This window comes from Streptomyces sp. A2-16 (assembly GCF_018128905.1).
Taxonomy (GTDB): Bacteria; Actinomycetota; Actinomycetes; order Streptomycetales; family Streptomycetaceae; genus Streptomyces.
In genome coordinates, this window is record NZ_CP063808.1 from 1,659,554 (window position 1) to 1,674,297 (window position 14,744).

Here is a 14,744-nt window from a genome sequence, read left to right on the forward strand (position 1 = left end):
CCCCTGGTCGCAAGTCTCTCCGTACGAGCCCTGTCCATCCGCCGAACGGGGCCCCCGGGGAATGGTGTCAGATCAACGGCGGAGCACGGACTGCTGCCCACTGCTCGTCCCCCGAAACCCGGACCCCGGCTCGGTTCTGCCGCCATGGGCAGGACCCGGTCGCCCTGGGAAGAGCGGCGACCGCCCCCAACCCTACCGGCCCATATGTACGAGGGTCAGTGCTCAGGTGACTCAACAGGCGCCGAAGTGACCAGTTCTGTCAGTACGCCATGACAATCCTTCGGGTGCAGGAAGGTGATCCGTGACCCCATGGAGCCGCGTCGCGGCTCCTCGTACAGGACGCGTACGCCCTTTTCCTTGATGTCCGCGGCGTCGGCGTCGACGTCCGCCGTACCGAAAGCGATGTGGTGGACACCCTCGCCGTTCTTGTCCAGCCACTTGGCGACGGTGGAGTCGGGGCGGGTCGGCTCCAGAAGCTGCAGGTAGGAGGCTCCGCCGTCGGACGTCTCGTTGATCTTGAGCATGGCCTCGCGCACGCCCTGCTCCTCGTTGACCTCGGAGTGGAACACCTCGAAGCCGTACGTGGCCCGGTAGAACTCGACGGTCTTGTCGAGGTCGAAACAGGCGATCCCGATGTGGTCGATTCGCGTCAGCATGTAGTCAGTGCAGCGCTCGCGAAACGGTTACGCAACGTGCGCGCGATCACACCGACGGCCGGGTGACGGCACGGAGTGCCACTCAGTACATTCGAAGTAAACCCTCGTTCACTCCTCGGCAGTGCAGCCGGTAAGGGGATCGCAGCTCATGTCTGGATCGAACAGCACGACCTCGGTGATCGTCGCGGGCGCCCGTACGCCCATGGGGCGGTTGCTGGGCTCGCTGAAGTCCTTCTCGGGAGCCGACCTCGGCGGCTTCGCGATCAAGGCCGCCCTCGACCGTGCGGGGATCGGTGGCGACCAGGTGCAGTACGTCATCATGGGCCAGGTCCTCCAGGCCGGCGCGGGCCAGATCCCGGCCCGCCAGGCCGCGGTCAAGGCCGGCATCCCGATGAACGTCCCGGCGCTCACCATCAACAAGGTGTGCCTCTCGGGCCTCGACGCGATCGCGCTGGCCGACCAGCTCATCCGCGCCGGCGAGTTCGACGTGATCGTCGCGGGCGGCCAGGAGTCCATGACCAACGCCCCCCACCTGCTCCCGAAGTCCCGCGAGGGCTTCAAGTACGGCGCCATCGAGATGCTCGACGCCATGGCGTACGACGGCCTGACCGACGCCTTCGAGAACATCGCCATGGGCGAGTCCACGGAGAAGCACAACACCCGCCTCGGCATCCAGCGCCCCGAGCAGGACGAGTTCTCCGCCCTGTCCCACCAGCGGGCCGCCGCCGCACAGAAGAACGGCGTCTTCGAGGCCGAGATCACCCCGGTCGAGATTCCGCAGCGCAAGGGCGACCCGGTCCTCTTCAGCAAGGACGAGGGCATCCGCGGCGACACCACCGCCGAGTCCCTGGGCAAGCTGCGCCCGGCCTTCACCAAGGACGGCACCATCACCGCCGGCTCCGCCTCGCAGATCTCGGACGGCGCCGCGGCCGTGGTCGTGATGAGCAAGACCAAGGCCCAGGAGCTCGGCCTCGCGTGGATCGCCGAGATCGGCGCCCACGGAAACGTGGCGGGCCCGGACAACTCCCTGCAGTCCCAGCCGTCCAACGCGATCCTGCACGCCCTCAAGAAGGAGGGCCTGGAGGTCTCCGACCTCGACCTGATCGAGATCAACGAGGCGTTCGCGGCGGTCGCCGTGCAGTCGATGAAGGACCTCGGCGTGTCCACCGAAAAGGTGAACGTGAACGGCGGCGCCATCGCCCTCGGCCACCCCATCGGCATGTCGGGCGCCCGGCTCGTCCTGCACCTGGCCCTGGAGCTCAAGCGGCGCGGCGGCGGGGTCGGCGCGGCCGCGCTGTGCGGCGGCGGCGGCCAGGGTGACGCGCTCGTGGTGCGGGTACCCAAGGCCTGAGCCCCTCGCAGGCCTCGTACGTCGTTTCGTGAACGGAGCTGTGATGCAGGACGTCTCCTCGCTGGTCGCCCAGGCCAGGGAAGGCCGGCCACGGGCCGTGGCCCGGCTGATCTCCCTCGTGGAGGGGGCGTCCCCGCAGCTCAGGGAGGTCATGCGGACACTGGCCCCGCTCACCGGAAACGCCTACGTGGTCGGCCTGACCGGATCACCCGGCGTCGGCAAGTCGACGTCCACCTCGGCGCTGGTCACCGCGTACCGCAAGCAGGACAAGCGGGTCGGCGTCCTGGCCGTCGACCCGTCCTCGCCGTTCTCCGGCGGGGCCCTGCTCGGCGACCGGGTGCGCATGTCGGACCACGCCTCCGACCCCGGCGTCTACATCCGCTCCATGGCCACCCGCGGCCACCTCGGCGGCCTCGCCTGGGCCGCCCCGCAGGCCATCCGCGTCCTGGACGCGGCCGGCTGCGACGTGATCCTGGTCGAGACGGTCGGCGTGGGCCAGTCGGAGGTGGAGATCGCCTCCCAGGCGGACACCTCCGTGGTGCTGCTCGCGCCCGGCATGGGCGACGGCATCCAGGCCGCCAAGGCCGGAATCCTGGAGATCGGCGACGTCTACGTCGTCAACAAGGCCGACCGCGACGGCGCCGACGCCACCGCCCGCGAGCTCAACCACATGCTGGGCCTCGGCGAGTCCCGGAAGCCCGGCGACTGGCGCCCGCCGATCGTCAAGACGGTCGCCAGTCGCGCGGAAGGCGTCGACGAGGTCGTCGAGGCCCTGGAGAAGCACCGCGCGTGGATGGAGGAGCACGGCGTCCTCGCCGAGCGCCGCCGCGCCCGCGCCGCCCACGAGGTCGAGACGATCGCCGTCACCGCCCTGCGCGAACGCATCGGCGACCTGCGCGGCGACCGCCGCCTCGGCGCCCTCGCCGAACGGATCGTCGCCGGCCTGCTGGACCCCTACCGGGCGGCGGACGAACTGGTGGAGGGCCTGACCCAGGGCTGAGCCCCTGATACGTTGACCGCCATGTTCCTCTCCTTGGCGTAGGGCAGACACCGGGCCACGGTTCGAGCATCCGCTCCCGTGGCTCCTCGGCGTCCCCCTTCCCGCCTCTCTGCGAGGAACCCACCATGTCCGCGTCCTACGCGCGCGTGCTGCGCATTCCCCATGCCCGCCGCACCTTCGCCACCGCCCTGCTCGGCAGACTGTCGTACGGCGTCGTCCCCCTGTCCGTGATGCTCGCCGTGAACCGCGCCTCGGGCTCCTACGCGGTGGCCGGTGCCGTGATGGCGCTCTTCGGCGCCACCGTCGTGTTCCTGGCCCCCGCGAGGGCCGCCCTGATCGACCGGTACGGGCCGCGGCGGGCGCTCGTGCCCCTGATGACCGCGTACACCGCTCTCCTGGGGGCGTTGACGGTGGCCGTCTGGCGCCCCGGAGCCCCGCCCGTCCTCCTCGGTGCCCTCACCGCCCTGGCCGGAGCCTGCGTCCCGCCCCTCGGCCCGACCATGCGGGCCGTGTGGACCCGCCTCGCCCAGGACGACCAGGCGCTGCTCCAACGGGCGTACAGCCTCGACGGGGTGGCCGAGGAACTGCTCTTCGTCTCGGGGCCGCTCCTGGTGGGCGTCCTGGTCGGGGCCGCCGAGCCGACCGCGGGGATCGTCGTCGGAGCGGCCCTGATGGTGGCGGGCACGACCGGGTTCGTGCGGTCGCCGGCAGTCCGTGCGGTGCCCGGTGCCGCTTCCGCCTCCGCCTCCGTACGGCGCGACGGGGGCGGTCGGCGCGTACTGCGCCGGATCGCCGGTCCCGTGGGCGCCGCCGCGGCCGTCGGCCTCGCGCTCGGCGTGCTCGACCTGCTCGTCGTGGTGTTCGCGGAGCGGCACCACCACGGCGGCGAGAGCGTGGCCTGGGTGCTCGCCGCGCTGTCCGCCGGGAGCGCGGTCGGCGGGATGCTCAACGGGGCGGTGAACTGGACCGTCCCCGCACGGATCCGGCTGGCCCTGCTGACGGCCTGCCTGGGCCTGGCCCTCACCGGCGCCGGACTCGCCCCCGGGCTCGGCGCGCTCGCCCTGGTCATGGCGGTGGTCGGGTTCTTCGTGTCGCCGGCCGTCACCACGGCCTATCTCATCGCCGACGGGGCGGTCGCTCCCGAGGCCCGTACCCGGGCCGGCGCCTGGGTCAACACGGCCGTCAACGCGGGCAGTACGGGCGGAACGGCGCTGGCCGGAGCCCTGGCAGGGCAGTTGCCCGTGGCCGTGTGCTTCGCGGTGACCGGTGGCACGGTCGCCATGACGGCGGTGCTGGTCATGACGAAGGGCGCCCGGGGGAGGGGCGCCCTTCGTGGGGAGGTGGCTGTCGGGTGAGGCCGGTCAGTCCTCGTCGCGGTCCTGGGTGACCTTGCCCGAGTCCAGGGCGACCTTCCAGTCGGACTGCTTGCCGTCCTTCACGGTGTCCACGCCCCAGGCCACGGCGCCGTTGTCGTCGTCGAGGCCGACCTCGGTCACCGTGCCCTTCGCGGCGGCGGCCAGCGCGGCCTCGCCGGCGTCGGTCGTCGCGCCCTTCACCGCGGCGAGCTCGGCCCGGTCGTCGGCGTCGTTGTCGTCGTCGGTGTCGCGCTGGGCGCCGAGCACCTTGCCGGAGTCCGGGGCGATCCGCACGTCGTACTCGCTGCCGTCGCCCTTGACGACGGTCACCTCCCACGCGTCGGCGCCGTCGTCGTCGAGGTCGGCGGAGAGGGCGGTGCCCGGGGTGTGCCTCAGGGCCGCCGCGATCGCCTCGGCCGCGGTGACACCGCCGCCGCGGACCGCCGTACGGTCGTCGTCCGAGGTGTTGTCGTCCCGGTCGTCCGAGCCGCTGTCGTCGCGGTCGTCCGCGGAGTCGTCGTCGCGGTCCGCGACCGTCCGGGCGTTCGTGTCCGTCTGGCGCTGCGTCGCCGTCGCGCCGTCGTCCCCCGCCGCGAACGCCGCGACGGTGCCGCCGGTCGCGAGGGCCGCGGCGGTGAGGGTGGCGATGACGATGTTGCGCTTCATGAGGATTCCTCCAGAGCCGTTCTGCTTCGTTCGCTTTCGACGACCACCACGCTGCCGGAGAGGAGCTGAAGCAGACCTGAACCCTCCTGAAGGCGTCTTCAGGTTCGCTTTGGGAGGCTGTACGCATGCGCCTGCTGATCGTCGAGGACGAGAAACGACTCGCCGTGTCCCTCGCCAAGGGCCTCACCGCCGAGGGCTACGCCGTCGACGTCGTCCACGACGGCCGCGAGGGACTGCACCGGGCCACCGAGGGGTCGTACGACCTGGTGATCCTCGACATCATGCTGCCCGGCCTCAACGGCTACCGGGTCTGCGCCGCCCTGCGCGCCGCGGGCCACGAGGTGCCGATCCTGATGCTCACCGCCAAGGACGGCGAGTACGACGAGGCCGAGGGCCTGGACACCGGCGCCGACGACTACCTGACCAAGCCCTTCTCCTACGTCGTCCTCGTGGCCCGGATCAAGGCCCTGCTGCGGCGACGCGGAAACGGGGCCGGGGCGTCCCCGGTGCTCGAACTCGGCGGCCTGCGGATCGACACCGCAGCCCGCCGGGTCTTCCTCGACGGCGCCGAGGTCACCCTCACCGCCAAGGAGTTCTCCGTCCTGGAGCAGCTCGCGGTGCGGGCCGGCGAGGTGGTGTCCAAGGCCCAGATCCTCGAGCACGTCTGGGACTTCGCCTACGACGGCGATCCCAACATCGTCGAGGTGTACGTCAGCACCCTGCGCCGGAAGCTGGACGCGGGGCTCATCCGGACCGTCCGCGGCGCCGGGTACCGGCTGGAGACCGGGAGATGAGGCGGCTGTTCGGATCGGTCCGGGCCCGGGCGACCCTCGGGGCGACCCTGGTGGTGGCCGTGGCACTGGTCGCCGCGGGCGCCTCGGTGCTGCTGTCGCTGCGGTCCGACCTGATCGACCAGGCGGGCACCCAGGCCGAACGCACCGCACGGAACGTGGCCGCCGACCTCGCCGCCGGGACGCCGTACGCCGAGCTGAAGCTCGACGACGACGAGGAGCCGGTGCAGGTGGTCGACGACCACGGCACCCTGGTCGCGGCCAGCGAGGACCTCCAGCGCATCAGCGGCACCGGTGCGGTCAAGCCGCAGGCACCCCAGGGCAGCACCGGCTCCGACGACGATGACGAGGACGACGGCTCCGCGCTCGAACCCGGTGAGATCGCCGACGAGGTCACCCTGACCAACGGCTCGGCCACCCTCGACGGCGAGAGCGCCGACTACCGCTTCGCCGCCCTGGAGGTCGAGGTCCAGGGCAAGGGCACGCTCACGGTGTACGCCGGTGCCTCCCTGGACGCCGAGCAGGGCGCCGTCGGCACCGCGCAGACCGTCATGCTGATCGGCTTCCCGCTGCTGCTCGCGGTCGTCGCCGCGGTGACCTGGCTGGTCACCCGGCGTGCGCTGCGGCCGGTCGAGGGCATCCGCGCCGAGATGGCCGCGATCACCGCCTCCGAGGACCTCGCGCGCCGCGTGCCCGTGCCGGACACCCACGACGAGGTGGCCCGCCTCGCCCGCACCACCAACGAGACCCTGTCCGCGCTGGAGACCTCGGTGGAGCGGCAGCGCCGGTTCGTCGCCGACGCCTCGCACGAGCTGCGCAGCCCCATTGCCTCGCTGCGGACGCAGTTGGAGGTCGCCGCCGCGCATCCGGAACTGCTCGATCTGGAGGGGGCGGTCGAGGACACGGTGCGTCTGCAGCGGCTCGCGGCGGATCTGTTGCTGCTGGCCCGGCTGGATGCGGGGGAGCGGCCGCAGGGCACCCGGTTCGACCTCGGTGAGCTGGCTGTTCGGGAGAGCCGGGGGCGGGACGGCGTCACGGTCGAGGCGGCGACGGTGGAGGTGACCGGATCCCAGGGGCAGTTGGAACGGGTGCTGGGCAACCTGCTCGACAACGCCGGGCGCCATGCGCGGTCGGCGGTCTCCGTGACCGTGCGTCAGGACGGAGCGTGGGCCGTCGTCGAGGTGGCCGACGACGGCGACGGGGTGCCGATGGCGGATCGCGAGCGGGTGTTCGAGCGGTTCGTGCGGCTCGACGAGGCGCGGGCGCGGGACGACGGGGGTGCGGGGCTGGGGCTCGCCATCGCTCGGGATGTGGCGGTGCGTCATGGGGGGACGCTGACGGTGCGCGATGCGCCGGCAGGCGGGGCTCTGTTCGAGCTCCGCCTGCCGGTCGTCTGATGTCTGCTGCGCCGTCGTGGCTGGTCGCGCAGTTCCCCGCGCCCCTGCGGCGCTGCCTTACGGGCGGCCCCTGTGGCCTCGCAGATGCTCTGCCACCGGCTTCAGCGCCTTGCTCAGTTCCGTCAGCGACGCCTCGGTCTGCAGATCGATGAAGTGCCTCCGCACAGACGCCACGTGATGGGGCGCGACCTTCTTCATCGTCTCCATGCCGTGCTCGGTCAGGACCGCGTACAGGCCGCGGCGGTCGGACTCGCAGTTCTCACGCCGGACCAGGTCCGCGTTCTCCATGCGGGTGATCTGGTGCGAGAGCCGGCTCTTGGACTGGAGGGTGGCGGACGCCAGGTCGCTCATCCGCATCCGTACGCCCTCCGACTCCGAGAGATTGACCAGGATCTCGTAGTCGTTCATCGTCAGCCCGAACGGCTGCAGGTCCCTTTCGAGCTGATACGTCAACAGCCTGTTGACCTCCAGGTGGGTGCGCCAGGCGCACTGCTCCGCATCGGTCAGCCAGCGCGTGGCCGTCTCGGTCTCCATGAATGAATTCTACCTAAAAGGTTGAAAGGCGAACTAGTGAGGGTGGTGTGACTGTGCGCACGCGTTCGATGTCACACTCCGCAGACTACCGCTCACAGCCCGAAGCGACGCTGGAGGTCCCCCAGCTGTCCGGGAAGGCGCGGTGCCCCCGGCTGCTGCGGATACCCCCCGGGTGCCCCGTGACCACCGGGTACCCCGGGCTCGTGCGGAACCGCTCCGGTGGCCTGCTCGGCCATCAGGACCTCCGTCGACTGGAGCAGTACGGTGCCGGCCCCCACGAACTCGAACTGGTGCTCCTCCCCGGAGGCCCCGCCGAGGCCCGTCATCGCACGTAGACCGCCCATCAGACCGGTCATGTACCCGTGGTCGTAGTGGTGGCACGGCGAGGGGCAGTCGGCCCAGCCCACAAGCGCTTGCGGGTCCACCCGGATCGGGGGCTCCATGAACACCACCGGGCCGTTGGAGGCCGCCACGAACTTTCCGGTTCCGATGAGTGTCAGAAAGCCCGGCACGATCGACTGCTTGAGCGCGAGACTTGGCTGAAAAGCGAGCAAGTTGCCGGAGCGAATGGTCAGGTTGCCGTCTTCCAGGTCGTACGAATTGACGTCGAAGGCCCGGTCGGCGAGGAGCATCTTGCCCGAGCCCTGCGCCACGACCCAGTCGCTCGCGTGCAGAGGCGAATGGAACGACGAACGGACGAGACCGTCGAGACGGCCGTGTCCGATGCCGTTGAAATCCATCTGGCCGTAGTAGGCGATCATCTTCCCCTTCTGCAGGAACCACTGGCTCCCCTTGAGCTCCACGCAGAAGGTGTAGTTGTTGACGTTGTCGTCGGACGGCAGCGTCATCGGGTCGTGGACGGTGGGGCCCGTGCCCGGGTAGTGGCTCACAGCTTCTCCTCCGAGGCCTGGACGTACACCGCGCCGTGCCCGCTGAGCTCCAGCTGGAAGGCCTCGCCGGAGCCGCGGCCCACCATGTCGCGCCAGCCGAGCGCCGTCGACAGCTTGTTGCGGACGTCGCCGTGGTGGGCGACGTAGGCCTGCGGGTCGACGTGGACAGGCCGCTGCGGGGTGATCGGGACCTCGAAGACCCCGCCATGGGCCATCACGGCCACCGAGCCATGGCCCTTCAGCGTGGTCGTGAACAGCCCTTGGCCGCTGATCTGGCCGCGCACCATGCCCATGACGCCGCCCTGCGAGCCCATGAACATGGTGCCCTGCTGGAGGGTGCCCTCGAAGGCGAGCAGCCGGTCCGCCTCGACGTACAGGGTGTCGCCGGTGAGGTTGATGACCGTGACGTGGTGGCCGCCGTGCCCGAAGAGGACGGTGCCGCTGCCTTCCACGGTCATCAGGGGCGTGTCCTCGTTGGCCACCCGGCGGCCGATCATCGACATGACGCCGCCCTGGCCGCCCTGGATGTTGGGCGTGAAGGACACCTCGCCCTTGTACGCCAGCATCGCGCCGCGCTGGCTGAACAGGCGCTGGCCGGGGAGGACCGTCGCCTCGACCATCTTGGAGTTGATCTCGCGGAAGGGCATGTCACACGTCTCCCGCGATCGTGTTGCGCTCGCTGGGCTGGACGTACACCAGGCCGTCGCCCTCGAAGCGGATCTGGAAGGCCTCGCCGCCGCCCTCGCCCATGAACGTGCGGAACGTCACACCGGACTGGAAGGACTGGTTGAGGTTGCCCTGGTGGGCGATGTAGGCGCCGGGGTCGACCGTCAGGGGGTACTGGCGGCTGACGCGCAGCACGACCGCCGGGCCGTCCGACATGATCGCGGCCTGGCCGTGCCCTTCGACGGTCGTCGTGAACAGCCCGTTGCCCTGTGAGGCGCCGCGCATGCCGGTGAAACTGGTGCCGGTCCTGAGGCCGGCGTCGGTCGCGAGCAGGTTGCTCGACTCCACGTACAGCTTGTCCCCCTGGAGATTCACGAGGTTGATCTCCGAGGCGCGGTCCGCGAACCAGCACGTGCCGTGCCCCGACACCTCCATCACGGTCATCTGCTCGCCGGTGATGCGCCGGGTGACCATGCCCCGGATGCCCTCACCACCGCCGCTCATCTTCTTGAACGCCATCTGTCCGTCGTACGCGACCATCGAGCCGTTCTTCGCCTTCACGGCGTCTCCGGTCATGTCGACGGCCAGCACCTTGCTGCCTTGGAGTCGAAACATCGCCACGAGGTGAAGGTAGCTGGAGGGGGGCCGTTGCGGACAGATGTGGGTGGGTTGGGGGTTGGGTGCGGGTTCGGTGGGGGCGGGGGTTTTGCGCCGTTCCCCGCGCCCCTGATGCCTGCGGCGCAGCTGCGGGTTCGGTGGGGGCGCGCGTAGCGCATGGGCCCCGGTGGGTGGGTCGGGGCCGGGGTGGGGGGTGTCCGTCCTCGGTCCGGCGGTTGCTGTGCCTTGAGATGTGCTCGGCAACGGACGCCGGCCGCTGCGGGCGGACACCCCCCCACCCCGTCCCCTTCCCGCCGTACGCGGCTCGCGCCCCGTCGTGCCGCGCGATCCGGCGAACGACCCGTCGTGGCGCCGGGTCACTGCAACCCCCTAGGGGCGCGGGGAACTGCGCGACCAGCCACGACGCACCCGCACCCGCCCGACAACCGGACCCGGCACCCCCCGTAGGCGCCCATACGCTCGTGACCCCCGAGCCAGGGCACGTGGGTGTGTTTGTCAGAATGGGGGAACGCTTGTGCGTTCGTTCACGAACTGCCAGACCGCCGACGTACCTCCCACCGAAGGTGACCCGTGGACCTCAAGACAGCCTCCGCCATCCGACGCCTCCGCCTGGTCTCCGCCCCTGAGGCGGTCTCGTTCCTGCTCCTGCTCGTCTGCTCGGTGCTGAAGCGGACCACGGACTTCAATGCCGTGCCGGTGATGGGGCGGGTTCACGCCGTCCTGTTCATCCTGTACGCGATCTTCTGGGTGGACGCCTGGGTCCGGACCAAGTGGTCCGCGAAGACCGGTATCTGGTACTTCGTGCTCTCCGTGCTGCCCACCGGTGGCTTCTTCGCCGAGCGCAAGCTCAGGCGTGAGGCCGAGGACGCGGTGATCGCCTCCCGGGCCCGCAAGGAAGGAGTGGTGAACGCATGATCGTCGCCTTCTCCGTGACCCCGCTCGGGGTCGGCGAGGACGTGGGGGAGTACGTCGCCGACGCGGTGCGGGTGGTTCGTGAGTCGGGGCTGCCCAACCGCACCGACGCCATGTTCACCTCGATCGAGGGTGACAGCTGGGACGAGGTGATGGATGTGGTCAAGCGTGCCGTGGCCGCCGTGGAGGCGCGGGCTCCGCGTGTCTCGCTGGTACTCAAGGCGGACATCCGTCCAGGCGTCACGGACGGTCTGACCTCCAAGGTGGAGACGGTGGAGCGGCATCTCGCCGGTTGACAGTGTTCTCCGTGTGAACCCCGGCCCGCGCGGGCCGGGGTTTTCTTGTGTCTCACGATTGAGCGATCGCTCAAAAAGGTGTACTTTCCTGTCCCGAGTGTTTGAGCAGTCGCTCAAATGACGAGCTCACCTGGGGGAATCAATGGGGCTCTACATCGAGACACGCATCCGTGCCGATCTCGACGAGCTGTGGACGCATACGCAGGATCCGTGCCGGCACCAGCGCTGGGACCTCCGCTTCACCCGGATCACCTACCTTCCGCGCGCGGAGGGCGAGCCGCAGCGCTTCCGGTACGCCACGCGCGTGCTGCCCGGACTCACCGTCGCCGGCACCGGGGTCTCCGCGGGGGAGCGGGAGCGCCCCGACGGCACCCGCACCTCCGCGCTGCGCTTCTCCTCCCCGCACCCCCTCTCGCTCCTCGCGGAGGGCAGCGGGTACTGGCGCTACGTCCCCGACGCCGACGGCGTCACCTTCCTCACCGGCTACGACTACCGCCCCCGCTGGGGCCGCGCCGGTGCCCTGGCCGACCGGCTGCTGTTCCGCCCGCTCATGGGCTGGGCGACGGCCTGGTCCTTCGACCGGCTGCGGCTGTGGCTGGAGCGCGGGATCACCCCGGAGCGGGCCCTGCGCAACTGGCTGGCCGAGCTGCTGGCGCGGGCCCTGATCGTCACCGGCGGCTGCGCCGGGCTCGGCCAGGAGGGGTTCCTGCGCCTGTTCGGGCCGCTGGCCGCCTCGATGGCGTACGTGTGGCCGCTGCTGCTCGCCGTCGTCATCTCGCTGGCCCTGTTCACGTCGCCCCTGCCCTGCACCCCCGCCGCCCGCCGCTGTCTGCGTCAGCCGCCCACGCGGGTGCGTGCCCCGCGTGTCCTTCGGACCCTGGAGAGCCCCCGATGACGTCGCCCGCCTCGATGTTCCGCACCGTCATGGGCGTCGACTTCGACCGTCTGCACCCGCAGCTCCAGCGCCGCTTCTCGGTCGGCCTGGCGGCGGGCGAGGCCTGTACCGGCCGGGGCGTGATGGACCGCATCTGGCACGGCGGAGCCTTCGTGAAGCCCTTCCTGGCCCTCGGCGCGACCCGCAACATCCTGGTGCCGAGACCGGGGCGGAACGTGCCGTTCGTGATCGAGAACGTGCCCTACGTGGACACCCACGGCCGTGAGACGGTGACCTTCGTGCGCACCTTCCGCCTGCCCGGCCGTCCACGCCGTTTCGACGCCCAGATGGTGCTGAGCCCCAAGGGCGACCGCATCCTCGACTACCTCGGCACCCACCAGCACCTGGCCAGCGAGCTCCACTTCCGCGCGGAGCCCGACGGCTCGCTGCTGATCCGCTCCGGGGAGCACCGGTTCCGGGAGGGTGTGGTGGATGTCCGGGTGCCCGAGCTGATCGGCGCGACGGCCGAGGTGCGGGAGTCGTACGACGAGCGGGCCGGGCGTTTCCGCATCCGGGTCCGGGTCGTCAACCGCCGCTTCGGCCCGCTCTTCGGCTACGAGGGCTCCTTCGAGGCGACGTACACCGACATCGCGACCTGCGGAGTCCGCCCCGGCCTGCGCCCCGTCCGTGAGGAGGCGCGCGCATGAGCCCCGAGTCCGCCAAGGCGTTGGAGACGCGGTCCAGACTCCTGGAGGGCGCCCTGCGCACCCTCACCGAACAGGGCATCGCCAAGACCTCGGCGCGCACGGTCGCCGCGGCCGCCGGGGTCAACCAGGCGCTGGTCTTCTACCACTTCGGCACCGTCGACGAACTCCTGGCCGCCGCCTGCCGCTACGGCGCGGAGCGCGCGGTGGCCCGCTACCGTGACCGCCTCGCCGCCGTGACCTCCCTCTCCGAACTCCTCGCGGTGGGGCGGCGGGTCCACGAGGAGGAGCGGGCCGGAGGACATGTCGCCCTCCTCGGCCAGCTGCTGGCGGGCGCCCAGACCCACGCCACCCTCGGCCCGGCCACCGCGGCGGGCCTGGAGCTGTGGATCGCCGAGATCGAGAAGGTCCTCACCAGAGTCCTCGCGGCCACGCCCTTCGGCGAGTTCGCCGACCCCGCGGGCCTGGCCCGGGCGGTGGCCGCGTCGTTCGTGGGCATCGAGCTGTACGAAGGGGTCGACGAGGCCGGGGCCACCGCGGCCCTCGACGCCCTGGAGCAGCTCGGCGCGCTCGTCGCCGCGCTGGAGGACCTGGGCCCGGTCGCCCAGCGGGCGGTGCGCCACCATCTCCGCAGGACGGGCCGCCGCTGACCCGGCCCACCCCCGACCCGAGAGGACCCCATGCCCGACAGCCTTTACGAGATCCTGGACGACCGCTTCCGGCCCTGCACCAACGGCGACAGCAGGCTCGAGGTCCTCCACGACGACTGCCGTTGGGCCGAGGGGCCCCTGTACCTGCCCGCGTGGCGCCAGCTGATCTGGAGCGACATCCCGAACGACCGCCTCCTGCGCTGGGACGAGGCCACCGGCGCGGTCGGCGTCTTCCGCACCCCGGCGGGCAACACCAACGGCAACACCGTCGATCCCCGGGGCCGTCTCGTCAGCTGCGAACAGGGCAACCGCCGCGTCACCCGCACCGAGCCCAACGGCACGGTGACCGTCCTGGCCGAGCACTTCCAGGGCAAGCGCCTCAACAGCCCGAACGACGCCGTCGTACGCTCCGACGGCACGATCTGGTTCTCCGACCCGGACTTCGGCATCCTCAGCGACTACGAGGGGCATCGGGCCGAGTCCGAGATCGGCGCGTGCCATGTGTACCGGATCGATCCGGCCACGGGCGAGGTGTCCCTTGCCGCGGAGGGGCTGGACGGCCCCAACGGAGTGCTCCTGTCCCCCGACGAGCGACGCCTGTACGTCTCCGACTCGAGGGCTGCCCGGATCCACCGGTACGACATCGACGCCGACGGCACGCTCTCGGGCGGCACGGTCTTCGCCCAGGCCCCCCAAGGCGTCCACTTCGACAACATCCGCTTCGACGACGAGGGCCGACTCTGGGCTGCCGCCCTCGCCGACGGCATCCACTGCTACGCCCCCGACGGCACCCTGATCGGCCGCGTCCGGGTCCCCGAGCCGGTGGCCAACGTGACATTCGGCGGCCCCAAGGGAAACCGCCTGTTCATCGCAGCCACGACCTCCCTCTACTCCGCGGTGATGTCGGTGACGGGAGCGGCAAGGGTGTGACTGCGCTGGGTCGGAGGGGCGCCTATGGGGGTGCCGGGTCCGGTTGTCGGGCGGGTGCGGGTGCGTCGTGGCTGGTCGCGCAGTTCCCCGCGCCCCTAGGGGGTTGCAGTGACCCGGCGCCACGACGGGCCGTTCGCCGGATCGCGCGGGACCACGGGCCGCAAGCCGCGTACGGCGGCAAGGGGACGGGGTGGGGGGTGTCCGCCCGCAGCGGCCGGCGTCCGGCATCCCGTACTGCTGGATCGACAGCTACCGCCGGACCGAGGACGGATACCCCCCACCCCGGCCCCGACCCCACCACCGGGGCCCATGCGCTACGCACGCCCCCACCGAACCCGCAGCTGCGCCGCAGGCATCCAGGGGCGCGGGACTGTGTCCATATGCGGCTCCGCCGCGTGGGCGCAAAAACCCCCGCCCCCACCGAACCCGCACCCGCATGGCCGCCCCCAACTCG

The 14,744-nt window shown here is 71.2% G+C and carries 17 protein-coding genes; 11 read left to right on the forward strand and 6 right to left on the reverse strand.

Features of this window, described 5'->3' with window-relative positions; all coding sequences use genetic code 11:
• Positions 1-215: 215 nt before the first annotated feature.
• Positions 216-656 (reverse strand): methylmalonyl-CoA epimerase, encoded by a 441-nt coding sequence (gene mce, locus IOD14_RS07775; RefSeq protein ID WP_115905844.1) that lies wholly within the window; start codon positions 654-656, stop codon positions 216-218.
• 148 nt (positions 657-804) lie between these two features.
• Here mce and IOD14_RS07780 point away from each other — a divergent pair, with 148 nt between their 5' ends.
• The 3 genes from IOD14_RS07780 (at position 805) to IOD14_RS07790 (ending at position 4,362) form a co-directional block, all read left to right on the forward strand.
• Entirely contained in the window at positions 805-2,007 is a 1,203-nt protein-coding gene (locus IOD14_RS07780; RefSeq protein ID WP_123991683.1) for an acetyl-CoA C-acetyltransferase, read from the forward strand.
• Between the two features lie 43 nt (positions 2,008-2,050).
• A complete protein-coding gene (meaB, locus tag IOD14_RS07785; RefSeq protein ID WP_123991684.1) occupies positions 2,051-3,007 on the forward strand; it encodes a methylmalonyl Co-A mutase-associated GTPase MeaB in 957 nt (318 codons plus the stop codon).
• Between the two features lie 125 nt (positions 3,008-3,132).
• Positions 3,133-4,362, forward strand: a complete 1,230-nt coding sequence (locus tag IOD14_RS07790) for an MFS transporter (RefSeq protein WP_249125863.1) — start codon at positions 3,133-3,135, stop codon at positions 4,360-4,362.
• A 6-nt stretch (positions 4,363-4,368) separates the two neighbouring features.
• Here the strand turns inward: IOD14_RS07790 and IOD14_RS07795 are convergent, their stop codons facing one another.
• Entirely contained in the window at positions 4,369-5,028 is a 660-nt protein-coding gene (locus tag IOD14_RS07795) for a PepSY domain-containing protein (RefSeq protein ID WP_212669930.1), read from the reverse strand.
• A gap of 125 nt (positions 5,029-5,153) precedes the next feature.
• Between IOD14_RS07795 and IOD14_RS07800 the strand changes: the two genes are divergently transcribed.
• On the forward strand, positions 5,154-5,822 hold the full coding sequence (locus IOD14_RS07800) for a response regulator transcription factor (RefSeq protein WP_123991686.1): 669 nt from the start codon (positions 5,154-5,156) through the stop codon (positions 5,820-5,822).
• Positions 5,819-7,216: a HAMP domain-containing sensor histidine kinase gene (locus IOD14_RS07805; RefSeq protein WP_212669931.1), complete on the forward strand. Its 1,398-nt coding sequence runs from the start codon at positions 5,819-5,821 to the stop codon at positions 7,214-7,216. Before IOD14_RS07800 ends, IOD14_RS07805 begins: the two co-directional genes overlap by 4 nt.
• Positions 7,217-7,273: 57 nt before the next feature.
• On the opposite strand, the gene IOD14_RS07810 is transcribed toward IOD14_RS07805, so the two are convergent.
• The 4 genes from IOD14_RS07810 to IOD14_RS07825 all read right to left on the reverse strand — a co-directional run bounded on the left by IOD14_RS07810 (position 7,274) and on the right by IOD14_RS07825 (position 9,921).
• Positions 7,274-7,750 (reverse strand): MarR family transcriptional regulator, encoded by a 477-nt coding sequence (locus IOD14_RS07810; protein WP_123991688.1) that lies wholly within the window; start codon positions 7,748-7,750, stop codon positions 7,274-7,276.
• A 92-nt stretch (positions 7,751-7,842) separates the two neighbouring features.
• On the reverse strand, positions 7,843-8,640 hold the full coding sequence (locus IOD14_RS07815) for an AIM24 family protein (protein ID WP_123991689.1): 798 nt from the start codon (positions 8,638-8,640) through the stop codon (positions 7,843-7,845).
• A complete protein-coding gene (locus IOD14_RS07820) occupies positions 8,637-9,287 on the reverse strand; it encodes an AIM24 family protein (protein ID WP_123991690.1) in 651 nt (216 codons plus the stop codon). The genes IOD14_RS07815 and IOD14_RS07820 overlap by 4 nt, the downstream gene beginning before the upstream one ends.
• 1 nt (position 9,288) lies before the next feature.
• On the reverse strand, positions 9,289-9,921 hold the full coding sequence (locus IOD14_RS07825; RefSeq protein ID WP_123992882.1) for an AIM24 family protein: 633 nt from the start codon (positions 9,919-9,921) through the stop codon (positions 9,289-9,291).
• A 573-nt stretch (positions 9,922-10,494) separates the two neighbouring features.
• On the opposite strand from IOD14_RS07825, the gene IOD14_RS07830 reads away from it, so the two are divergent.
• The 6 genes from IOD14_RS07830 to IOD14_RS07855 all read left to right on the forward strand — a co-directional run bounded on the left by IOD14_RS07830 (position 10,495) and on the right by IOD14_RS07855 (position 14,290).
• Positions 10,495-10,839, forward strand: a complete 345-nt coding sequence (locus IOD14_RS07830; protein WP_212669932.1) for a DUF3817 domain-containing protein — start codon at positions 10,495-10,497, stop codon at positions 10,837-10,839.
• Positions 10,836-11,132 carry an MTH1187 family thiamine-binding protein gene (locus IOD14_RS07835; protein ID WP_123763116.1) on the forward strand — a complete coding sequence of 99 codons (297 nt, stop codon included), beginning with the start codon at positions 10,836-10,838 and terminating at the stop codon, positions 11,130-11,132. Before IOD14_RS07830 ends, IOD14_RS07835 begins: the two co-directional genes overlap by 4 nt.
• A 142-nt stretch (positions 11,133-11,274) precedes the next feature.
• Entirely contained in the window at positions 11,275-12,027 is a 753-nt protein-coding gene (locus IOD14_RS07840; protein ID WP_123991693.1) for a hypothetical protein, read from the forward strand.
• A complete protein-coding gene (locus tag IOD14_RS07845; RefSeq protein ID WP_123991694.1) occupies positions 12,024-12,713 on the forward strand; it encodes a DUF4166 domain-containing protein in 690 nt (229 codons plus the stop codon). The genes IOD14_RS07840 and IOD14_RS07845 overlap by 4 nt, the downstream gene beginning before the upstream one ends.
• Positions 12,710-13,360, forward strand: coding sequence for a TetR family transcriptional regulator (locus IOD14_RS07850; protein WP_123991695.1), 651 nt, complete (start codon positions 12,710-12,712; stop codon positions 13,358-13,360). Before IOD14_RS07845 ends, IOD14_RS07850 begins: the two co-directional genes overlap by 4 nt.
• Positions 13,361-13,390: 30 nt before the next feature.
• Positions 13,391-14,290 carry an SMP-30/gluconolactonase/LRE family protein gene (locus IOD14_RS07855; protein WP_212669933.1) on the forward strand — a complete coding sequence of 300 codons (900 nt, stop codon included), beginning with the start codon at positions 13,391-13,393 and terminating at the stop codon, positions 14,288-14,290.
• Positions 14,291-14,744: the final 454 nt, after the last annotated feature.